This window comes from Roseimicrobium gellanilyticum (assembly GCF_003315205.1).
Taxonomy (GTDB): domain Bacteria; phylum Verrucomicrobiota; class Verrucomicrobiia; order Verrucomicrobiales; family Verrucomicrobiaceae; genus Roseimicrobium; species Roseimicrobium gellanilyticum.
In genome coordinates this window covers 1078358-1101104 of sequence record NZ_QNRR01000001.1, presented here as the reverse complement: position 1 = coordinate 1101104, position 22747 = coordinate 1078358, and the positions used below count along the sequence as shown (strand labels likewise).

At 58.8% G+C, this 22747-nt stretch carries 18 protein-coding genes; 8 read left to right on the top strand and 10 right to left on the bottom strand.

Annotation, left to right across the window (positions count from 1 at the left end):
- Positions 1–40 precede the first annotated feature (40 nt).
- Together DES53_RS04535 and DES53_RS32405 are read left to right on the top strand one after the other, a co-directional pair.
- Entirely contained in the window at positions 41–1375 is a 1335-nt protein-coding gene (locus tag DES53_RS04535; protein ID WP_113956986.1) for a glycosyltransferase, read from the top strand.
- A 583-nt stretch (positions 1376–1958) separates the two neighbouring features.
- Positions 1959–2285, top strand: coding sequence for a hypothetical protein (locus DES53_RS32405; protein ID WP_147263213.1), 327 nt, complete (start codon positions 1959–1961; stop codon positions 2283–2285).
- On the opposite strand, the gene DES53_RS04525 is transcribed toward DES53_RS32405, so the two are convergent.
- The 4 genes from DES53_RS04525 to DES53_RS32775 are packed head-to-tail and all read right to left on the bottom strand — an operon-like array spanning position 2260 to position 5212.
- Positions 2260–3558 (bottom strand): glycosyltransferase, encoded by a 1299-nt coding sequence (locus DES53_RS04525; protein WP_113956984.1) that lies wholly within the window; start codon positions 3556–3558, stop codon positions 2260–2262. The two genes, DES53_RS32405 and DES53_RS04525, sit on opposite strands and share 26 nt — an antisense overlap.
- The gene (locus DES53_RS04520) at positions 3558–4661 is read right to left on the bottom strand and encodes an endonuclease/exonuclease/phosphatase family protein (RefSeq protein ID WP_113956983.1); all 1104 of its coding nucleotides are present in this window, start codon (positions 4659–4661) and stop codon (positions 3558–3560) included. Before DES53_RS04520 ends, DES53_RS04525 begins: the two co-directional genes overlap by 1 nt.
- A 60-nt stretch (positions 4662–4721) precedes the next feature.
- Entirely contained in the window at positions 4722–4994 is a 273-nt protein-coding gene (locus DES53_RS04515; RefSeq protein ID WP_113956982.1) for a hypothetical protein, read from the bottom strand.
- Between the two features lie 53 nt (positions 4995–5047).
- Entirely contained in the window at positions 5048–5212 is a 165-nt protein-coding gene (locus tag DES53_RS32775) for a hypothetical protein (protein WP_170156851.1), read from the bottom strand.
- Positions 5213–5529: 317 nt separating this feature from the next.
- On the opposite strand from DES53_RS32775, the gene DES53_RS04510 reads away from it, so the two are divergent.
- The 5 genes from DES53_RS04510 (at position 5530) to DES53_RS04490 (ending at position 11823) form a co-directional block, all read left to right on the top strand.
- Entirely contained in the window at positions 5530–5808 is a 279-nt protein-coding gene (locus tag DES53_RS04510; protein ID WP_113956981.1) for a hypothetical protein, read from the top strand.
- A gap of 30 nt (positions 5809–5838) precedes the next feature.
- Positions 5839–7743 carry a porin family protein gene (locus tag DES53_RS04505; protein ID WP_211325440.1) on the top strand — a complete coding sequence of 635 codons (1905 nt, stop codon included), beginning with the start codon at positions 5839–5841 and terminating at the stop codon, positions 7741–7743.
- Between the two features lie 73 nt (positions 7744–7816).
- A complete protein-coding gene (locus tag DES53_RS04500) occupies positions 7817–8683 on the top strand; it encodes a hypothetical protein (protein WP_113956979.1) in 867 nt (288 codons plus the stop codon).
- A gap of 47 nt (positions 8684–8730) precedes the next feature.
- A complete protein-coding gene (locus DES53_RS04495; RefSeq protein ID WP_113956978.1) occupies positions 8731–9513 on the top strand; it encodes a polysaccharide biosynthesis/export family protein in 783 nt (260 codons plus the stop codon).
- 63 nt (positions 9514–9576) lie between these two features.
- Positions 9577–11823, top strand: coding sequence for a tyrosine-protein kinase family protein (locus DES53_RS04490; RefSeq protein WP_113956977.1), 2247 nt, complete (start codon positions 9577–9579; stop codon positions 11821–11823).
- Here the strand turns inward: DES53_RS04490 and DES53_RS04485 are convergent.
- From DES53_RS04485 to DES53_RS32770, 6 genes are all read right to left on the bottom strand, one after another.
- Positions 11820–12899 carry a hypothetical protein gene (locus tag DES53_RS04485; RefSeq protein ID WP_113956976.1) on the bottom strand — a complete coding sequence of 360 codons (1080 nt, stop codon included), beginning with the start codon at positions 12897–12899 and terminating at the stop codon, positions 11820–11822. The two genes, DES53_RS04490 and DES53_RS04485, sit on opposite strands and share 4 nt — an antisense overlap.
- A 20-nt stretch (positions 12900–12919) precedes the next feature.
- Positions 12920–13960 (bottom strand): glycosyltransferase family 2 protein, encoded by a 1041-nt coding sequence (locus DES53_RS04480; RefSeq protein ID WP_170156850.1) that lies wholly within the window; start codon positions 13958–13960, stop codon positions 12920–12922.
- A gap of 223 nt (positions 13961–14183) precedes the next feature.
- Positions 14184–14939, bottom strand: a complete 756-nt coding sequence (locus DES53_RS04475) for a class I SAM-dependent methyltransferase (RefSeq protein WP_113956974.1) — start codon at positions 14937–14939, stop codon at positions 14184–14186.
- Positions 14926–16050 carry a glycosyltransferase family 2 protein gene (locus DES53_RS04470; protein WP_170156849.1) on the bottom strand — a complete coding sequence of 375 codons (1125 nt, stop codon included), beginning with the start codon at positions 16048–16050 and terminating at the stop codon, positions 14926–14928. Before DES53_RS04470 ends, DES53_RS04475 begins: the two co-directional genes overlap by 14 nt.
- A gap of 57 nt (positions 16051–16107) precedes the next feature.
- On the bottom strand, positions 16108–17331 hold the full coding sequence (locus DES53_RS04465) for a glycosyltransferase (protein WP_170156848.1): 1224 nt from the start codon (positions 17329–17331) through the stop codon (positions 16108–16110).
- 17 nt (positions 17332–17348) lie between these two features.
- Positions 17349–19025, bottom strand: coding sequence for an ArnT family glycosyltransferase (locus DES53_RS32770; RefSeq protein ID WP_170156847.1), 1677 nt, complete (start codon positions 19023–19025; stop codon positions 17349–17351).
- 164 nt (positions 19026–19189) lie between these two features.
- Here DES53_RS32770 and DES53_RS04450 point away from each other — a divergent pair, with 164 nt between their 5' ends.
- Positions 19190–22687: a DEAD/DEAH box helicase gene (locus tag DES53_RS04450; protein WP_170156846.1), complete on the top strand. Its 3498-nt coding sequence runs from the start codon at positions 19190–19192 to the stop codon at positions 22685–22687.
- Positions 22688–22747: the final 60 nt, after the last annotated feature.

Sequence of the window (22747 nt, the reverse complement as noted above, 5' to 3'; positions counted from 1 at the left end):
GGCGCCATCACCATCCCGTCCCTTCATTCACTCCCACTTCATGGAACAAATGCGTACAGCGGCACGACGACTTGGCATCCGGCTCAAAGATGATCTGAAGCACAGCCAGGCCCTCCGAAACGCACAGGCCCTGGCGCTTCAAACAGCATCCTGGCTCTCGCCAAACACAGTGACCGCCCAACTCCGGGCGGTCACTGCGTTTCAACGTTCCGAGTCCGCGCAACTGTGGAGATGGCTGGGAGATGCTCGCAAGAATCACCAGGAAGCTGAAGCGAGCACGTCACCTCCTCCCTCACCATCAAGTTCGAGATACCGCAGCTACCTCACCCAACAAAGCCAGTTGACGAGGAGCATCATTCTCAAGGCACCGGGTGACCATGGTGAACGCGGTGTGCTGATGGTGCAGTTTGAGTACAACTGGTATCGACTGCTCAATGGTCTCAACGACCTCGATGCCCTTGCCAGCCAGTATGACATCCTTTGGGGCACCAGCTGGTCCCCCACCGACTACCTGCTCCTCGAAGCCATCCTCTCGAAGACAACGGGAGAAATCCATGTGCTGCCCAGCCATGCCTCCGAGGCTGCGAAACTGCAGGCTTTCCACCCGCGGATTCAGTGTCCACCTGTGCTCTCTGCAAGCGATTGGGTGAATCCGAAATTCTTTACTCCGAAGCCGCACAGCGAACGGAGCACAGACATCCTCATGGTTGCCAATTGGGCTCCATTCAAGAGGCACTTCGAACTGTTCTCTGCACTTCGCAAAATGCCGGCGGATCTCCGGGTGACGCTCATCGGACAAACCGAGGCGGGGTATACGGCGGAGCACATCAGGAAAATGATGTGCCTGTATCGCGTGCCTCAGCAGGTGACCTTGCTTGAGAGCCTTCCTATCGACGAAGTCACCCGGCATCAATGCGACTCCAAGGTAGCACTGCTCCTGTCTCGTCGTGAGGGCAGTTGCGTGGCTGCCGTGGAAGCGCTTTTCGCTGGAGCTGCACTGGGCATGCGAGACGGTGCGCACGTCGGCAGTGTGCAATACATCCATGAAGAGACCGGGGCGCTGCTCTCTGGCACACAGACCGCCACCGACCTCATGGCACTGCTGGAAAACTCCGCGAAACTCCGGCCTCATGAATGGGCTGCAAAAAATATCTCGTGCCACGTGAGTCTGGGCAAACTCAATGGCTTCCTTCGCGATCGATCCTCCGCGCGGGGCCTTCCGTGGACGGTCGACCTGGCGCCATTTCACTGGCGCCCCTATCCCACCTACAGCGAGCCGAATGCCATGGAACGATTGCAGTCTGCTTACGACGCTCTGCATCGGAGATTTCCTGAAGTCTTCTCTCATGACCTCGGCACGACCAGCCATCGCTGAGCCGGCTTCTCGGAGGACATTGCCTGCGGGGGCACGCCTTCTCGCAGTTGGGATCGTAGCGTTAGCTCTCCTATTGTGGCCCGCCAAGCCTCCCACTTTGGGATGGTGGCCACTCTGGTGGAACTGGATGCACACACCGCTCTTTGCGTGGCTCACTTGGGAGGCGGCGCGCTTCGCCCAAACTCGTGGATGGCATGGCTGGCGTGCGGCCACCGTTCTGATCACGAGTGCAGCCATGCTGGCAATCGGAGTTGAGTATCTTCAGCACTTTTTCGGCCGACAGGCGGACTGGGAGGATGTTGTCAGATCTCTAGCAGGAACTGTCGGAACATTGTCCTTTCTGAAATCGGCGAGGTCTTCGAGCTTTGCCAGGTTCGGGCTCCTCGCTCTCACCCTGGTCTGTCTCCTGGGAAGCGCCAACGCCTTGCTTCAGCGCGCGCTGCTGATGCGTGAAAAGGCAACGGCATTCCCACTGCTGGAGGATTTCGAAGCCCCTTCATCCCTTTCCCTCTGGTCGCTGGAGCATGCGGGGGTGCCTCAGCGCCTCGTTCGAAGGCACGAGAACGGGAGTTGGAGCCTCGAAATGCCAATCGCCAAAGATGGCTATTCGAGCCTGCGCTATGACGCGCAATCGCGCGACTGGACACACTACCGCTCACTCGTCCTGCACTACCGGCTCGATGGCACACCCACGCTGCATCTCGGCGTCAGGTTGGATGGAAGCACTGATGGCAAGGCCCGCAGTAATCTCGAGACCTACCTGCAGTCTGGAAGGCATACCACAGCCATCCCACTGCCTTCGCACCAGCAAGAGAGCTCCGACATCCTTTCCGCGCTCCATACACTGACGCTTTTCTCCAGTGGAGGAATGGAAGGAGTTCTGACTATCGAGGAACTGCGCCTGGAATGAGTTCCATGCAGTATCCACGGAAGATTTCCGCGGCCCTGCGCCATCCGAATTCGGCCTCCACCAGCTCACGGCCCCGGCGCGCCATCGTTTGCCGGGCTTCGGGCTTCGCGAGCAAATGAAGGACTCCCTCGGTAAACGAAGTCCCTGTCGAGGCAATCCAGGCGTGCTCTTCGTGGACCACAGGAAGTCCTTCCACACCGGTGGGTGTTGAGACCACGGCTAGCCCCGCAGCCATCGCTTCGAAGACCTTGATCCGTGTGCCGCCACCTACGGAAAGGGGCAGCACCATGATGGCTGCGCGCGCCAGATACGGGCGCACATCATCCACGGTCCCCGTCACCTCAATCGACGGATCGTTGGCGGCAGTTTCCCGCAGCCACCCAGGTGGATTGCGACCGATTACAAGGAACTTCGCCTCGGGGAAACGCGCCTTGATAGCGGGGAAGCTCTCCGTGATGAAGCCCTGCACTGCCAGCACATTGGCCTCCCAATCCATCGACCCCAGGAAGGCCATGGTATAGGGCTCGGTCTTCTCAGGCGTCGGCTGGAAGTGCTCGCAGTCCACACCGGTCGGCACGCTTCCCAGCACATTTTTCATGCCCCGCTCGTCACGGAAGTATTGCGTCTCCAGCGGTGACACCGTCACCTGGCCTGCGGCAAGCGTTGCGCAACTTTCCTCCATGCGCAGGGTGAGGTCCCGCTCACGGCGGAAGATCATTCTTTTCACAGGATTCCCCGCCGCCGCGGCGTGCCGTTGCCAGATGAGGGACTCCACATTGTGCTGGAATACGAGCACGGGTGGCATTTTGGAAACCCGGAGTTCCAGCACGTGCACCAGCGAAACCAGATAGTCGCACACCACCAAATCGTAGCGTGTCTCGCGCAGTTCCTTCTCCAACCATTCACCAGCGCGTCTGGAGCGATACTTTTTGGCCATGTATGGCACCGCGCCTGCAATGCAATTTGCAATCACCTCGGCAAAAAAACGCGGCGATCCTTTGGGCGTAAAGCGGTGGGGATAAGTCACGCAGGCATCCGAATATTCCGCAGCACGCGCCACGGCTTCCGCACCATCCTCGGCCGTCCTCGGACAGAAATAAGTGATCTCAAACCACTCCTTCAAGATACGGAGCATGTGATAGGTGCGTAGCCGGTCTCCTCCAATCAAGGGGTGCAGAAGCCGGCAGTTGATCCAGAGAATGCGCGGGCGGTGAGCGCCCTCCTTTTCCGCGTGTGGATTGTGCTGGTTCTCGTGCTCTTTGGTCTGTTCCATTATGGCGAAAATGCAAGTTGTGCGAAGACCGCGCGATGTTGGGATGCGCGATCCGGCTCGGTCACATGCGAAATAATCTTCCAGTGACGCTTATCCGCGAATACATAATCCAGCCTCAACCACGGTTGTTGGAAGGCCACAGGGTTTCTCGTGACTCCGGGGAACGTATATCCGTAGCCACTGCCAGCCACCTGATGACTGTCCTGCAGGCTGCGCACGAACGCGCGATAGACGGTGCCCATGGAGGGAGTGTTGAAGTCGCCGACAACAATGCAAGGGAGGCTTTCCTTTGCGACAGTTTCCGCCAGTTGAGTGGCTAGGCTCAACTTCCCATCCCAGTATGCCTGCCTGGAGTGGCGCTTCCTTGCCAAATCGGTCCCTGGCAACCCCAAAATCCCCCATAAGAATCCTCCCCAGCGCTCGGACTCAAGCATGGGACGAGGCGTGGGAAGATGCACACTGTAGATGGCCACTCGACGAGTGGCCATTTCGATTTCAAACCGCGCCGCCACCGGCACCTGCCGGCTCGTGTCTCCATTCTGCACATAGATGAGCAAGTCCTTGCGCACGATGGGATGCTTGCTCAGGAGCGTGAACTCACCCACACCATCGACGTGAGTGAACTCCCGGTAGCCATCCGCATTCTGGTAGGATGCGAGACGCCGCCCCGCATCCTGGAGGGCGAGCACGTCTGGCTGGTGCTCCAGCTTGAATGGCTGCAGGCTCGTTTTCTGCGCCTGCCCGCGATTGTACGTCATCACGCGCAAGACATCGGCAGAATGCTCTGCGTCTCCTGGTGGCGATGCACTTCCCTGCCATCCCAGCAAGGGGCCCAAGTAGAGGAGACCAACCACGAGAGTGAGGATGCCCGACTTCTTGGGATCGAAGAGCAGCGCCAGCGGAAGTGCCAGCCACACCGGAATCGACCAAAGCCATGCTGGGAGGAAAAGCAGGAAGGCGCTGGCAGGATTGTGATACCCCACGAAATTCAGGAAGAGCCACATGCCCACGGTGAATGCCACCGCCAGCAGCGAAAGCACCTGGCTGGCTCGTCTGGCAAGCTTCAAAAGGATGGTCGAAAGCGGCTTGTTCTCCTTCGGCATGCGACGCGTCTTGCGCGTAGTTAGAAACACCCGTCACTTCATGATGAACACATGTGCTCGCTACCGTCCGGCGGTGCCACTGGGAGACGGACTGGCAGGAGCCTCCTCCACTTTCTTGGAGCCTGGAGGTTTCACTTCGGGGATCCCGCGTTGCTCGGGGGGACGTGACTTCAGTTCCGACATGGAGGCCGGATTGCGAAATGCAAACGAATAGGCCAGCACCACAAAGACGATCAGCACCACGAAGGCGATGAGGGTTTCGAGAAGAGTGTAGCCACCTGCACGGTGGAAAGACACCGGCTTGTGATGTGGGAGTGCTTCAGAAAAAGTCATCGAAAAAGGGAGATGCCTGCACCAAACGGCAGGCCGAATTAGCAAGCAAGGTGTCACTCACCACGACTGATTCCTGCATGCCGCGGAGGTGAGGCATTGAGGCGCGGTTTGCCGAAGTACAGATCGCTGGGATCCGGACCGGTGCTGCAACTTGTGCCTCCGGCGAGCATTCCCGTGGCGAGCAACAAAACTTTCAACCGCTTGAGCAATCGAATCATGGCGGAGCAAAGCCCTTCTCTTTGCAAAATCAATGAGTAAATCCAGCACCGCAGGACCTCATCATTTTTTCTCGACATTTAGCCCAAATACACCCTGGTCGTGCATCATGCCTGCAATATCGAGCAAAGTTTTGTGTGCGCTGCATTGCCTAGAAGAATCTCACTTTTGGTAGGGTGATTTTGCTCCATGCAAGCAACCACTTACACACGCAATCTCTCTGCAAATTCACTTTGCGTATTTATAAGTCCTCGTTTACCAAGTTGCTCGACGGTGTAGGGCAACCGCTAGTGCAAGCGTTTGCGGAACGTTTTCGGAGATGAGAGACGCATTGTTCAACTTTATTGGTCTAAAGCCACAAAACGTCATCGAGCCACTCTACTGGCTGTTGGCAGTTGGATGGGTGATTTTTGTTTTCACGACAATTCAAAGCATTTTGAGTCGGCGCATGGGCGCGTTGTGGAAGGCATTTTGGATCCTGATGGTCGCTGCGGTTCCCGGAGCAGGATTGTTCGCCTATTTGGTGTTTTGCCTCTTCACGGCTGACTACTCCTTTCTTGAACGATTTGGCCTGTCGCTCAGCCGGCCGAAACGGTGACATCACTCCCCCTCCCTCGACACCTCGCAGATGCCCGGCGTTCGTCTAAGCCACTTCACTCCCGCCATTTTCTCACGGCCCTTTCGCTGGGCCTGGTATTTGGTCGCATTTGGCATAGCTGCTGGAACTTCATCCCAAGCCCAGCACGAAGTGCTGCCTACGGAAGTTCCCTCGCAGCAACCCCAAGCAGCGGGCTCCTCTGGTTTCCTCGATACAGTGCTCTACTACCGGCCCTCTGCCCGGAAGATGGGTGGCCCCGGGCGCATGATTGGCTCGCGCTACGACTACCAGAATGAGGAGGCAGGTTCGCCGGAGTATGCTGACTACACCGGAGAAGGAGACACCGCCAACAGCAGTTCCACCGGCGGCTACTTTCCAACGCAAACCGAAGCGCAATATCTGCCACCGAACAATCCGGACTATGCGCGCTCCAGAGGTGACCGCGGATACTGGGCCTATTCCGGGATCTGGCCGGTGCGTCCTGCCAGTGACAACTTCTACCAGCGCAATGGCGCCTTCTATGAACGCGTGGAACGCGGTCTGGGACTTTTCGTTCCCGATGAAGAATTGCTCGCGCATTCATCCGAGCCGAACGCCTGGAGTGTAGATCTCGATTACGGACTCCCCTTTCTCACTCGCGACGTGGCGCCCGACCGCGCGATGATCAAACTCGGCCCTCTGTTCATCGACATCTGGGGCATCAGTTTCTCCGCGCTTTACACCCAATACAGTGGAGATGCCCCCCTGGATCCAGATGCGCCGGATGAAGGCTGGATTGGTGTGGTGGGAATGCCCCTCTCGGCAAGCCTCCGTCTGACCGATTCCATCTACCTGCAAGCAACCGGTTTCCTCTACTTCCTGCCCCTCGAAGGCGAAGTGGGCCTAAACTCTGGATTTGGATCAGGATGGGGCCTTGGAACCAATGCCCGATTGAACTTCGAGTGGCAATGGGGCGCTTGGAATCTCCGGTTCTATGACTACTTCGGTGTCGTCAGCAGTCTTGCCGATGTAAACGAGTCCTGGCAGGTAGACGAAATCGATATGGTGGGCCGTTATCGTTTTGGCGCCTTGGATAGTGCATCCGAAGCCAACGAGTTCTGGGATCCCCGTTTTGGAGGCTACCGCAACGACGTCGGGTTCGAAGCTCAGCGACCGATGCCCAACGAATGGTGGTTCCTGGGCAGCGTCCAGCACAGCGACTACTGGTCTGAGGAAGACTTTGATGAGCATCGCGAGTATGACCAGATGTCACTTGCCTACCGGTACATGGGTGACGACTGGATGTTTGCCCCCTCGTTCATGTACACGCTGGGAAGTTCCGATCGCTTCGACAACATCACCCACCGCGCTGAGGCACGTGTGAATGGCCGCCTGACGGAGTACCTCTCGACCTTCGCCTCTCTCGGCTATCTCTGGCAGACCGGAGATGATGATGCGGACTTCGACAGCCTCTTGTGGGAAGTTGGCTTTGTCCACGATCTGACGCCGTATACACGCCACTCCATCTCTGCCGGCCAGACTTACGAACTGTCCGAAACCCTTGAGGAATATGTAGGCGACTACGCCAGATACACCATTGCCCATCAGTTCTCCGACCGTTTGTCTGCCTCTGCCTATGCTCAATGGCAGGACGCGGATAATCTAACGGACGACACCAAGTCGACTGGATGGATCACCGGTGCCAGGGCCAGCTACAAACTGGGCTATGACACGAATATCACCGCAGGCGTCACCTATACTCTGCGTGAGTCCACCATTGATGATGGGCCAAACCCGGCCGACGAGGAGACCTGGGTGTACTTTGCCATGCTTCAGAAGCCCCTGTTTTCGCGCATCCACGGAACCGCCACCTACCAATACATTGACCAGACCGGTCCCATCGGCAGCAACCTGGAGGAACACTTGCTGATATTGAGCCTTTATCTGACGTTCTGATCCATAGAGCGCACGCATCTGCAGCCGACTCCGCACCTGGCCACATCACAGACTCTCAACCACACCTCATCCCATGTACCACATCACCTCGCATAAAATGCATGCGGCCCTTGTAGGCCTGCTGGGCTTGGCAGCCCTCGCTCCCGCCTGGAGTGAAGACGCCCCGGTGATCACAGACCGCGGCGGGCGAGTCCGGGGGAATGAAACTCTGCAGGATCTGCCTTCGGACTTTCATCCCTACTATGGTCAGAAGCTCAACCGCTATCGTGACCTCAACCGCCGCATTGCCAAGCTGGACTTGGATGCGGATCTCAACATGGATGGCGTGATCCGGCAGGGTGACCCGCGGGACTCTGGCGCCTTTGAGTCCACGCCTCCCGGACTGATTCTCGGTGTTGGCGAACTGACCAAGGTGGTGGTGAACCTGATTCCCTATCGCATCGACTTCGCTGGTGATGTCGTCATCGGCTTTGAAGTAGGCGGCATCAATCGCAACTCCCCTGAAGGGGTCTTCTCCTCTTTTGAAGAGGAGCAACGTGCCGTGGGCCGCATCCGCGTGTGGAGGGACTCCACCAAGAAAGAACTCCTCCTGGACTCCGCGGATCCTGCACGCCGTATCTATGAGTTTAGCGTGGATGCCATGCGTTATCCGGCCAACCTGCCCGACGCCATTCCCCGGACCATCTTCGTGGAGGGAGTCAAGACTTCCGGCGCTTATTTGGGCGACATGCGCTTGCTGGCCACCGTGAGCCACCGGGAAAAAGGCCAGGGCCCCAGCACGACCCCAACTGCGGACAAGGCCCAGAATCCTCCCTTCAAGAGATTCCGCACGGCATTCGATCATATCCTTATCACTGTTGAGCCCCAGCCTGCCAAAAAGGAATACGTCAATAACAATGCTGAAGGCGTGTGGGTCACTCCTTCCAAAAAGTCCAAATGAATAAGGCTGGAAGTTATGGCAGTTCTTTGTAAGTTCCGCTTCCTTTGATGAGCCGCTTTCCATTCACCCCCTTGGCCTCTCGCAAACCGGCACTCCGCACATATCAGCCACGAAAAGATCTCGCCCTGGCTGCGGGAGAAATAATGCATCGCCAATTGCATTTTGCAGCACTTCCACTGTTGGCAGTGTTTGGCTTTGCGTTGGTTGGATGCAAAAGTGACTCAGGTTTTGAGCAGCCGCGGCCCGACGATTACGCGACTCTTCCCCGTGCCGCAGCGTCGAATCCGTTACACCAACCCATTCGTCCGGGAGACGTCCTTGAGATCACTGTCCAGGAGGACCCCTCCCTCGGAGGAAGTTTCACGGTGCGAGCCGAAGGCCATATCCTGATGCCCAGCGTGGGTCCTCGCGTATCCGTGGCCGGACTGAGTGTTCCCGGTGCCGAGCAGCATATCAAGCGACTGCTGGAACAGAAAAAGCTTCGTACCGCCACCGTGACGTTGGACCGCGTTTTCATCGCTCCTGTCTCCGCCATGGCAGACAAGGAGCAGATGCTGGTCTACCTCACCGGGAAAGTTGCACGTCCGGGCCAGCATATGCTATCCACGGAAATTGGCTCTCCCCTCGGTGCGTATGAAGCCATTATGATTGCTGGTGGTCTTGGTCGTTTTGCCGATGGCAAGAATGCTCATGTCCTGCGCCAGGGTCCAGGGGGATCCAGACGGAAGCTCGGTCTCAATCTAGATGCCATCGCCAAGGGTGAAGAACGTGACCTGCCCCTGCGCAAAGGCGACATCGTTGTAGTGCCGGAAAAAGTATTTGGTTTCTAACTCAATCATTCCCAAGGCGGCCATGCAGGCCGCTTTCTTGCTGCCAATCCAACTATCATTCTCATGTCTGCTCCAATCAAGAAGGGTGCCCCTGGCGTGGATATGCTGCACTATGCCGTCGGATACCTGAAGTATGGGCGAATGATGATTCTGCTCCTGCTTTTGGGTGTGCTTGCCGGTGTCTGTTACTACACCTACTCGCCTGCCGTTTATCACTCGCGCTCTCTGATCGACTATAAGTTCTTCGCCCTGCCTGTCGCGGCGGACGGTGTGGATGGCAGTTCGGTGGCTCGTGCCGTGCGCTCGGTTCAAGGCCAATTGAGTTCCCGCCAGATGATCGCGTGGACTGCCCACTCGCTGGGAGTCGGCCGTGCGAACGCCAGCTTTGAAGAGCTGCGTTCAGGCCCGCTCAGAAAAATCGAGTTGGGTCTGCTCGATGGTGCAACGATGCAGCTGGACGTGTTTTCGACCAATCCCAACGTCGTACGCGAGTTTCCCCAGGCGCTGATCAACCAATACGACTCCTATACCCGCGAGAAGCGCTTCGAGTTTTTCGAGGTCGCTCTCAAGCGCTACAATGAGGAGTTGGGCCTGCTGAAGAAGAAGATTGACGAGTCCCTTCAGGTCAAAACCAGCTTCGAAAGAGATAACGAGATCAATGAGTTGCTGATCAAGCAGAATTCACTGGCCCAGATACCTCTCGATATCCTCAGGGTTCAGCACAGAATGCGGCAGTATGATGAAGTGCGTGGCATTGTGCAGTCCCGGAGTCAGAACAGTGTCATTGCCCCATTGGAACACCTTTCCCTGCTCGAGAGCGCCAAAAAATCCTCCCTGGATGAGAATCCAGTGGGTCAGCTTGTAGTGCCAGCATCAGGTGACCTCAAGGACGCGCTCCTCGTTCCCAGCAACTCCCCGGCTCCTCTCGCCGCTCCCAGCATCGTTGTTCAACCTTCCATGGTGGAAGGGTTGAACTCCTGGCAAATGCTGGAGCGCGACAAGCGGAAAGTGGAGACCGAGATTGCCGAGGCCTCCCGGGTGTACTTGGAAGATCACGAGATCCTGAAGGCCCTTCGCACGAAGCAGCGCCAGATCGATGAGTCATTGACCACGGAGCTCGAGGTCGAGCGCAAGCGGTTCGAAGTCGAACGACTCCGCTTGGGAGACCAGCTCAAGGAACTTGAAGCGAAGCTTCCCGAATACAGTGAGATGACCGAGAAGCTGAACAAGCTGCGTCAGGACTACAAGCTCGGTCATGAAGGTGACCTTGCCTGGACCAAGGCGTATACGGACCTGTCCAAGATGATTGCCACCATCAATTTCGGTGGTGACAAGGATCGCGTGGACCTTCAGTTCCGTGAGTTCGCCCTGCTTCGCGACGTCGATCCCGTGAGCCCCACCAAGAGCAAGCTTGCGATCCTGGCGGCCGTGCTCGGACTCGGTCTTGCCATCGGGGTTCCGCTGGGCCTTGAACAGCTCAATGACAAGATTACCAGCCTCGCTGCACTGGAGAAACTTACCGGCCTGAAGGGGCTTGGCATCGTGCCAACCTCGAGCTCCACCTTCCTGGAGAGCGTTACCCGTGGGATCGAGTCCGACCCGCGGAAGCCCAACCACGTGCTGGAATGCTACCGCGTACTCCGCGCACATCTGGGCCTGCAGCTGGGCAATCGCGAAGGTGCGAAGGTTGTGATGTTTACCAGTGCCCGCCCATCCGAAGGCAAGACGGTCACGGCCGCCAACCTCGCTTGGACGCTGCAGTCCATCGGCGCGAAGACGCTTCTGGTGGACCTCGACTTCCGCAAGGGACGTGTGCACAACCTCTTCGGCGTGGATCGTTATCCCGGCTTCTGCCAGGCGCTGACTGGTGAACTGGTGCTGGAGGACGTAGTTCGCCATACGCACCTCGCCAACTTTCACTACTGCACCCGTGGCAATACCTCCGCTGGTTCCGCTGAGTTGCTCTGCCGGTTGAGTCTTGAAGAGAACGTCGCCATCTGGCGCCAGCAGTACGACTGGATCATTCTCGATACACCGCCTGTCCTCGGCCTGAGCGAAACGACCAACCTGCAGCGCGTGGCGGATGCAGTGGTACTGGTGGTGAAGGCTGAAAAGACCCACGGCAGGGATGTGACGGAGGCCGTTGAGCAGTTGATGAGAGCGGGAGCCCCGATGGCAGGCTTCGTGCTCAACAACATCGACATGTCGAAGGTCAGCAACTACTACTACTACTACTATTCCTCTTCGTACTATTACCAGGCCTTCGAGGAGGATGATGTTGCGGGCAGGTCCGCGCCGGTATCGGCCTAGCCGGCGTTGTTTGAGTTGCTTCGGAAAAGATAATGCCGGAAGTCCCCAGGGCTTCCGGTTTTTCCGTCTTCAGCCGCATGGATCATGTTGGTCATCTCGCGCGCTGTCGCATAGTGGAAGTTCATTCCCGGAATGGCAGAGGCCCATTCGCGCAACTGTTGATGGAACTGATGCATCGGCCTCCCCAGCAACATGTCATAGTTTCGGGAGATGCCACCATGGGTGTGCAACTTCACGAAAACCCACGCAGGTCCGCCCTGCACCGAAGGGCAGAACTTTTCCCATAGCTCGAGGCGCATCACGGTGGGAGGATTTGCTCCCGACAGCTCGCCGTTTTCCACCTTGGGCATGAAGCCCCATTTGCGCTTCTTCCAGTTCAAAGCCAGCGGCCCCTGCACCATCAAGAGGTGATTCCCTTGATCGCGCAGAGATGCTGTGGCGTTTGCCTTCATGGGCAGACCCATGTCATGGGACTTCGGCGCTGCCGTATCCTCGGCATAGTAGATGCTGTTCACCGTCCGGGTTTGCGTCCGGTGAGGAGCGGAAGGCATGGTGAAGTCCGCATAGCATCCTGCAGATCGCAGGAGGCCGAGTTCGTTATTCACGCCGCAGTTGCAGCCCCTCGGGTCGGAATTATCCAGAGCCCAGTTGCCGTGGATGAAGCCAAAACGGAGCTTCCCTTCAGCATCGCGTGAAAGGAGGCCATGCTCAGCAAACTGGCGCGTGCCCTCCTCCAGGGATTGGAGCAGTCCCTGAGGGGTATCATCATGGTGATGAAGATGGACTTCCGTCTCTGAGCTCGTCTGGTGACAGAGCCGCGCAAGAGAATCCACGACCTGTGGCTCGTACTGCTCGATGGGGTAAAAGAACGTGTGACGCGGAGCATTCCCTCCGCTGTCCCGGTATTGGGAGGCAATCTTCGTCCAGCCCTCGTGCCAGTCATGCATGGCCTTGAGCGCTCCGGCCTGATCCGTGTCGTGGAACGGCTCAAAGTGATCGCACACCGTCAGGACGAGGTGGGTTTCTTGTCTCTCACGCGGCTGCTGGCGCAGGTACGCCGGCAGCCAGATGTCCATGGCACGAATCATCGACTGAGTTACTCTTTAGCCCCAGATACCCCAGTGTGTCCACTTTTCCAGATATCGAGCATGTTCTTTTTGTAGCGCATATAGGTCGCAAGCCCCCTGACGATGGTGACCTGCATGGACAGAAACGCACCGAGAATTCTGGCTCCGGGGATGCGTCGCGCCAGCGCGGGGCATTCCATGGCAAGCCATCCCAGTCCGATGAAGGCGAGCTCCCCGACCAGCAATAGCAAAAACAGCGGATGTCTTGCCAAAACCACCGTGCAAAGCAGCGCTGCAGCGAGGACGAATGGTGAGGCGATTCGCAGGTACTTGTGTGAAATCAACTGCCACCATGTGCGATTCTGAAATGGGTTCAGCCAGCCTGGATGGCGGAACAGCATCTGAAAGTTTCCTGCCAGGGTGCGCAGCTTGCGACGGTGTTCCGCCTGGGGAGCGAGAGGCTGCGGATCCCAGGCAATGGCCTCCACGGAGTATCCCACCCTCCTACCTTGCATCACCGCCTGCATGGGGATGACCACATCGTCCAAAATGGTGTCTGGCGGGAGCTCAACAAAACACTCCCGTCGCAGGGCATAAATGGCCCCGGTGCAACCGATCGCAGAGTCCCAATCGCTCTCCCACTTGCGCAGCTTGGTTTCCAGAGACCAGTAGCGATCAAAGCCGCCGCTGGAACCATCGGATGATTTGGCAATGCGAAGGAGCCCGCTTACCGCACCCGTATTCTCTTCCCTGAGTTCGGCAACCAGATGCCGGAGCGCGGAGGATTCGAACTCCTGCCTCGCGTCGCAAAAGATCAACACGTCTCCCGAGGCCTGCTCCACACCGGCATTGATGCCTGAGGGTTTGCCGGACTTCTGCGAAAGTTCCACCACACGCACGCGCTCCTGCCCCACTTGCCTTGCCACCTCGGCAGAGTTGTCTGTGCAACCGTCACAGACCACCACCACCTCACCTTCCATTGGCCAATCGAGAGACAGGAGGTTTTCCAAGCGGGACGCAAGGCGCGCCTCCTCATTGTGCACACAGAGGATGACGGAGATTCGGTTCATGGGAGAACCGGACTCTTGTTTCCGGTTCTTTGAGTTGGACGTCAGCCGTGACAAGAATCCCATCAACAGCGGAAACCCTGCATAGGTATAAAACAACAGCACCAGAGCGGCGACCAATCCTCCCAGCGCGATCCATTCCCAAGAGGCAAGGTCCGACCATCCCCATGACGGCTCCCGCTCCACGATTACCAGCATCGACGAATGTGCCGCCGACATGCTCCAATTACTCGCGGTCGGCGGTCTTCACCGCTCCCGCAGACAGGGGTTTGCGAGCCAGGATTTGATACTGCCCACCGGTCGGCAGACGGCACAACCAATTCTCGACCGGGCGCAGGGATGCCAGGGACGCCGGGAAAATGAACTTGTAGCTGTGCTCGAGAATCTCAAAGCCCGCCGACCTCAGCAACCGTCTGGCCGCTGCGGGAAAGAGCATTTGGGCATCCTTGTCGAAAGCCACCTTGCTCATGAGGTAGTGCACCAGTGGATTCCATGGATTGTTTTCCCAGAAGGCAAAGACACATCCCGGCTTGAGGCTCGCAAACACGGCCGCCACTGCCTCCTCACGATGCTCGGGTGGGATATGGTGGAAGACACCATTGCAGAAAGCGAGATCAAATGCACCAGCCTTCGCTGTTGAGAGATCTGCGGTGAAGGAAACACCTTCTTGAGGATTGATGATACCAGCGACCTTCACCGATTCGGCGGAAGGATCGTACCCCACATACTTCAGTGCCCCCAAAACGCCCGTGAGATAAGGCGCGCTGCCACCCGTGCCGCACCCGAAGTCAAAGCAGGTCGCGGGCAATGGCAGGCCCAGCTTTGCCAGACGGCCCTTCAGCCAGTGCACACGCCCCTCGGCATAGTAGGACTTGTCCTCGCCTGTCAGGTCCAGGGCGCGGCCAAGCTCCTCATCATAGTTCGTGGCGAAGGAGTCGAACTCCGCCGGATTCGTTGCGGTGGATGACTCAGGAGCGCTCATAACGCTTCAGAATATGCAGACCAAGCAGACCCATGCTGCCCAAGATGGGAAGGCTGAGGAAGTGCACGAGGGCGAGCAGCAGGTGCACGAGATTGATGCCACCAAAGCTGGACTGGGCCCACACCACGATCACGCCGCCGATCACCACGCCGATCGCGGTCAACGCGCCGACGAGCAGGAAGAAAAGCTGCCCCTCATCCATGTTCAACAAGGACCGTGTGAGATTGCTGGGCGTGTCCTGCGCGCGCAGGTAACACATGCACCCGTAGACATAGAATTGCGCGCCCACGAGTCCTGCCAGGAGGAGCAGGGCCTGGCTGTGGACATCGAAGATATTCAACCCCAAAACTTTGATGGGTCCGGTGATGCAGGCGATGATCTGCATCAGTGTCGCCAGCACCGTCACATACAAGCCCAGCTTCTCGAAGAGCTGGGGGCGCTCGGAGAGGATGAAAAGCAAATGCCTCATCCCGTCTCTCCAGGTGCGCAGATGCGGCACACGGTCAGGTGCCGCAGCCCGCAAACCGGAAGGGATCTCCACGCATGTCGCTTTGTGCTTCAGCGCCTTGATGAGCAACTCTGAGGCAAACTCCATGCCCGGAGATCTCACGCTCCACTCCATGTACGCCTTCTTGCGAATGCAACGGAAGCCCGAATTGCAATCCGAGAGCTTGCCGCGAAACAGAAGGTTGATCAGTCCGGTGAGGACAGGAGTGCCGAGGTAGCGATGCAAGAAGGGCATGGCTCCATCCTCAATCTTACCCTTCATCCGCGAGGCAATGCCCATGTCCACCTTGTCCTTGATGGTTGCCTGGTAGAGCGGCAGCGCATCTTCATACAGATACGTGGCATCAGCATCCGCGAACATCACATACTCCCCTTGAGCAGCCTCGATGCCGCCCTTCAGCGCAGCTCCGTAGCCTCTGGTGGAAACCGGCACGACACGTGCACCGCATTCCACCGCGATCTCCCGGGAGCGATCCTTGCTCCCGTTGTCCGCCACGAGGATCTCGTACTTCAGATTGGGATCCTGCGAGAGAGATTTCCGCACGCCTTCAATACACGCCGCGAGTGAGCGTTCCTCGTTGAGACAGGGGAATACAAAGGTCAAATCCACAGACGGGAAATATGGACGGTGCGGTGGATGAGACGAATGATTTTTTCCAAATTATGAGTCATTTCCCGAGCCACGCACTGCACCCTGCAAGACCTCGAAATAGCGCTCGGCGGCGGATTGCCATGTCCTGGTGGCTCCAAGCCCGGCAATCCGGAGTTTATCCATCGGACCAAGCAAGACACGGCCGGCTTCGCCCACCCATCCATCCACATCTTCTGATGCTGCGAGCCCGCCTTTCCACGGTTCGTCCACCAGTTCAGGAATGCTCCCAACTGCGGTGGCCACCACCGGAAGCCCGCAAGCTTGCGCCTCCAGGATGACATTGGGCAAACCTTCGTTCCGGCTCGTCATGCAAAACACATCGGCGGCCTGCATCCACTCGGCGACTTTGGCAGACGAGAGGGGTCCCGTCAGGTGGACCCGCTCTGCCAGGCCAGCCCTGGCGACGGCGGCCTGCACCTCGCCTTGCAGGGGGCCTTTTCCCACCATGACCAGCCGGAGGTGCTCATTTCCCCGTTGGGCGCACAGCTTCTCGAACGCCTTCACGAGCATCAGAGGATTTTTCACCGGCAGGAAGTTCCCCACGTACAAGAGCACGCGCGCCTCGGGTGGCACATTCAATGTCTGGCGCGCGGTTCCTTTGTCCACGAATTTGAAAACCGCGGTGTCGATTCCGTTTGTGATGGGCACCAGCTTGGCACGATCGGCGCCAGCATCTGCCAGCAGCGTTGCCAGGCTCTTGCTTCTCGTGATGACTCCCGCGGATTCCGCGACGGCATCGAGGATGCAAGTGCGCCGCGCCGGCATGTGGAGGTAGCGATGCACATCGCTCCCCTGAGCAATCAGCACAACCGGCGCTTTATATCGAGTACAGGCATTGACTGCGGCCCACCCATCCGGATACAGCCAGCTCGCAAGGACCACGTCCCAAGGGAATCGACGATGCGTTTCGGCCAGGGGACGTGACAAAGAAGCCTTCATCCAGCGGTGATTGATGAGGCTGCCGACTTTGGGAACATATCCTGTGCGGACAAATCGGGGACCCATGTCGAGATCCTCCACCCGTGCGCGCCATTCTTTGGCGGGAAGCAGCGGCAAAGAAGGGCGTGGCGAAAGGACTCTCACTTCACAGCCCTTCCACTGTTGGAGCGCCTTCAACACCGTCGCATTGTCCAATCCACGATAAGGCTCCCGCTCATCAGGAAATAGATTGGAGACAAAGAGAATGCGCAACCCGCTGGGGTTTTCGCGTGATGGAGTCAAGTCGGTGGCCATCAGGACGAGCGGTGCAATCAGGAATCCCGTTTTGGCTCCGGAGAGGCCACGGAGGCGTTGGACTCGACCCGGCGGAACAACTTGATCTGCCCCTTCTGCCCCAGCCCCCGGTCCGCGGTCACCGTTTTTGCAAGGCTCCATGCAGAAGAGTTCGAGAGAGCCTCCACCACCTTTGCGTGATGCGCCTGAGCATGGCTGGCAGGTACCGATTCGTCCGCAATCACGCAATCCACCTTGAGTTTATCCAGGCGCTGACGCAGTTCCTCCGCGGACTTGAATTGCGTCTCGTAGCCGCGCCCCATCCAGTCGCTGGAGGACAGTTCCTTGCTGGCGCGCAGGATGGTGAGAGGCCAGTCTTTCCGGGACGGAAGGCCGAACGCCGCAGCCGCAATCACAGCGCCCTCCCCGCGCGCGTCGGAGGATACCAACCAGGCACCGTGCTCCGAGGCTGCTTCTCGGGTCCCTGCTTCGAGTTGCGTGACCGCTTCACCAAATCCCGAGGCTACTTTGGGCGCGGACCATCCGACAGTAGCGACGGTGACACCGGCGACCACAACAGCTCCCACCGCACCGGCCCATCCCCCACTTACATTGGCAGATTCGCTGGAGCGCCTTTGCAGAAAGGCCAGCCAGTACCGGCACTCAGCAAAGGCAAGCAAAAGGAATGCCCCGCCCGCTGGCACCAGATAGCGCGTGCTCAGGCCTGCTGGCACCACAAGCGCCACGGCGAGAGTGCCTGCGATCAGCGCCCACAACACTGCGGTGTCAACAGGAGCAGGACACCTCCTCAGCAATGACACGAGAACCCTGAGCAAGCTGATCACCATCAGTGCTGCGACCAGCAGCCCAAACACCTGCACGATCCCACTGCCATAAAACGGAGCCGCCTTCATCACATAGGCCAGGCCTCTCACACTGGACATGCCTTCTTGCGTGAAACGAACGGAGTAGAGCATCCAGGGCGCGGCCAGTACGATCACCGGCAGCGGGGCCAGCCAAAAGCTCCATTTCTTCAGCAGACGGAATTCCCCAGCGAGGACGAGACTCACGGGAGGCACCAGGGCAAGCAACAAGCCAGCGCCCTTGGTGAGAATGGCCGCTGCTGCCATGAAGCCAAAAAGCAATGCCATCCACGCACCGGGCCGTCGCAAGTATTCCAGCCAAGCCTGCACCGCAGCGAGACAGAAGATGGACAGAAGGAGGTCCGACATGACGCAGGACGACACCTTTTGCACCATCGGAAGTGCCACGAACACCATGGCGACCAGCCAGGCTCCGAATGCTCCGGTCAACCGATGGCCGAGCAGAAAAATCTGCCAACCCAAGATACCGCAGAACACCGCCTGCAAAGCGATCAAGGCGGCAATCTCAGCACCGGGCAGGAGCGCCAGTGCGGTGATGAGGTAGTAGCCCGGAGGGTAGTGTCCGAGAGCCACCTTGGGAAAATGCTCGTAGTAGTCCTGCGCATAATGCAGCGGATTCCCCGGAAGCGCATCGGTGAGATAGTCCCGCACCATCAGACTGGTGACCGCGTGGGCGGCCTCATCCGGATCCCCAGCAAGGTCCGCATTCCATGCGTCATTTGACCACTGCAAGACCAGTGCAAAAAGCAGGCAGGCAAGCCCCGTGCCCAGGGCCACCCACGGCTTGGGCCGCGGACTCTCTACTGCCTCCTGCTCCTTCGATTCTGACATGCTGTCGAACTAGCCCGGTGCGGCAGCGCTTGCAAGAAAGCATGGCGCAACAGGCAAAGGTTTCTCCGGATGGGACAAATCCCCACAACACCTTGCGCCGCTGCCTCCCCCTGTGCTACAGGTACCGATCCGCCGTTTTTTCCGAGTCCCCCTCCTGTAGACCCATGCCAAGCGCCAGCGAAGTCGAAGCTTTCATATCCGCGTTCGATGAGGCTACTGTTACCGCCGCCCGCTCCCTCGTGGAGGAAGGCAAGGTACGGATGCTGCAATTCAGCGAGGAGACGGTAGAGGCGGAGGTGGCTCTGGAAGAGGAGATTGTGCGAGTCTTCCTAGCCAAGACAGCCCGTGGCTGGAAGGGGCGCACCAATGCCCCGACCGTCGAGCCGGAGGGTGCTGGCATCGCCCAGTGCGCTGCCATGCTGGAGACGGAAGCCAAGGAGGAAGCTACGCCCACCCAAGTCCAGCGGAGCCTGCAGGATGTGATTGAGGAGCGGCTCGCCCGCCAGCTCACCGCCTCCGAGGAGCAGTACGTGGCCAAGGTAGAGAAGCGCTATGAACGCTACCGTGCACTCGGCGAAATCTACGACCACGATCTGGTCCGCCTGAACTCGCGCTGGCCTGTGCAAAGCTACGATCCCCTCCGCCTGTGGCCCGAGCCACCTCGCGAAGTGGTGGATTTCTGGAACTACCTCGCCGCAGCCCTCATCGAGCGGAAGCTGACCTATCCCTCGTTCCTGGACAGCATCACAGACCTCCCAGGGGTGCAGGCCAAGCTCGCTTCGTGGCATCAGCAGGAGGACCTGCCGCGCTGGGCCAGCATCATCCGCGAGTTTGGCCAGCGGGAGATTCCAGGCGCACTCGACGTGCAACTGCGTCTGCTCGTCACGCCGAACGAAGCGCGCTTCCAAGTTCGGAATGACTCTGCCTCGCCGTGGCGCAATCTCGCCGATCCCGAACTGGATCAACTCCTGATGCTGGAGCAGCAGAATGCGTTGCGACTTCCCCTGCCCTCACGGCTCATGCTCGAGTCCGCGTCGCGTGCATTGCGCGATCAGATTCGTCCGATTGTGAGGCTCGATGATGTCGCCGCTGCGCGCTGGCTCGCTTCGCTTTTCAATCAGAATGAGCTGTCAGACGCGCTCATCACACTCGACGAAACGCCCTTTGCCCGTGCAGAAGATCCGCTCCGATGGTCCGCCCGTGAAATCCTCCGCAGTGATGGCAATCTGCATGCCGTCCTGCTGGTCCTCACGGATGCCTCCGGTCACGAGCCGCCGAAGCCTCTGCGCAGCCTGCCAGCGGCGGAGCCCCTGTACCTGAGCAGCGACACGGTATTCCGCGGCCCCGCCTCCTTTGAGGAAGGCACCTCCGCACACACCAGCATCGAGATCCCCGTCGCCGCACTGGCCACCGAAGATGGTGTGCGTTTCCTGAAGCGTCTCGGAGTGGAACTCCCGCCGTCCCTCGCCAAGAAGGTGCGGCACGAAACTTTTCAAGTACACCTGAAGGCCCACTGCCTGCCGAAGGTGGACCAGGGGGGCACGGAACATATCGCGGTCTCCGCCAGCGCCATCAGCTCGAACGGCCTGCTGGAGCAGACACTACGCGGACGCCGCTGGGAAGTCGCGGAACTGCAACGCGATGAGGAAGGCTGCATCCCCTGCTACGACCGCACTGCGCTTGAAGCTGTGCCACCAATGCTGGACCAGCTCAAAGCCACCTATGATCCGGAGCTGGACGCCTTCCGTGTGCGCATCACCAAGACATTCCCGGAACAATTCCATGCGTGGGCTGCTGGCCTGCCGAATGGGATGACCCTGGAGACGGACACCAAACTGGAGACCATTCTCGCGGATCCATTGAAGGCCACCGTGCGGCTGGAGGTGAATGAGGCAGGCATCGACTGGTTCGACCTGCGCCTGGTCTTCGACATTGAAGGTCTGGAGTTGAAGCCTGCTGAAATCCGCAAACTTATCGCAGCTCGGGGTGGATTCGTGCGACTGGCGGATGGCACCTGGCGCAGCGTGAAGCTGGAACTCACGGAGGAGCAGCAGAACACCATCGCGGCACTCGGCCTCGACATCAACGAGCTCTCGGATGAGGCGCACCCCATCCACGCACGTCAGCTTGCCGCGCAGCAGAAGAAGGATTTCCTGCCACCGGAGTTGTGGGAACGCATCCGCGATCGTCTCGCCCGCCTCGATCTGGAAACCAAGGCTCCGGTCCCAGACGCACTCACAATTACCCTGCGTCCCTATCAAGTGGATGGCTTCCATTTCCTGTCCTACCTGACCATCAATCGCTTCGGTGGCGTGCTCGCGGATGACATGGGCCTCGGCAAAACGGTGCAAAGCATCGCGTGGGTCCTGTGGCTGCGTCAGCGTGCCGCGGAGAACAACGGAGACAAGCTCGCTCCATGCCTCGTGGTGTGCCCGAAGTCGGTGCTGGATGTGTGGGCCATTGAGTTTGGCAAGGCGGCCCCGGCGTTGCGTGTGGAAGTGCTTCGCGAAAAGGACACACTCGACCTCCGACGTCTGCAACAGGAAGCCGATGTGCTGGTGCTGAACTACGCACAACTCCGCGCCTGCATCGAGGAACTGCAGAAGGTGAACTGGCTCGCAGCCATTCTGGACGAAGGCCAGCAGATCAAAAATCCTGACTCGAAGGTGGCGCAGGCAGCGAGACAACTCCACGCGCAGAATCGTTTGGTGCTCACCGGCACGCCGTTGGAGAATCGCCTGCTGGATCTCTGGAGCCTCATGACCTTCGCCACGCCTGGGGCGCTGGGCGATCGTGCGTATTTCCAGCGTCACTTTGATCGTCGCAAGGACGACCGCGCGGCAGAGCGTCTCAGCGCACGACTGCGCCCCTTCATCCTCCGCCGTACCAAGGGTCAGGTGGCCCGCGAGCTGCCGCCGCGCACGGAAGAGAACATGTTCTGTGAACTGAGTGGCCTGCAGGAGAAACTCTACCGCGACCAGCTTGCGCAAGCTCAGCACATGATCCTCACTGCCACCGGTGCGGATCTCCTGAACAAGCGTCGCTTTGCCATCCTTCAGGCCATCACCCGCCTGCGTCAGATCTGCTGCCATCCTGCACTCGTGCAGCCCGGTGCGGAGAATGAGGAAAGCGCCAAGCTCAATGCACTGCTCGAATTGCTTGATCAGTTGCACGACGAAGGGCACAAAGTGCTGGTCTTCTCGCAGTTCGTCTCGATGCTGAAGATCATCCGGGACAAGCTCATCGCATTGGGCCGCCCCTACCACTGGCTGACGGGAGCCACGCAGAATCGCGCCGAAATCGTGCAAGCCTTCCAGACGGATCCGCAGCCTTCCGTATTCCTGCTTTCGCTCAAGGCGGGCGGCAGCGGTCTGAACCTGACAGCTGCCAGCTACGTGATCCTCTACGATCCCTGGTGGAACCCTGCCGTGGAAAATCAGGCGATTGACCGTGCCCACCGCATCGGCCAGACCCAGCCGGTGATGGCCTATCGCCTTCTTGCCAAGGACACCATCGAGCAAAAGATCCGCCTTCTGCAACAGCAGAAGCAGCTTATGAGCAACGATGTACTGGGTGAGGAAAGCTTCGCCCGCAATCTGGGCCGCGAGGACCTGGAATACCTTTTCGGACTCGCCGACCCGGTGGAGGTGGAAGAAGATTGAGAGGGCACCCGCGCCCCACCCTCGTCTTGAAGTGTCCCGGCCGGCGTATTAGGGTGTAAC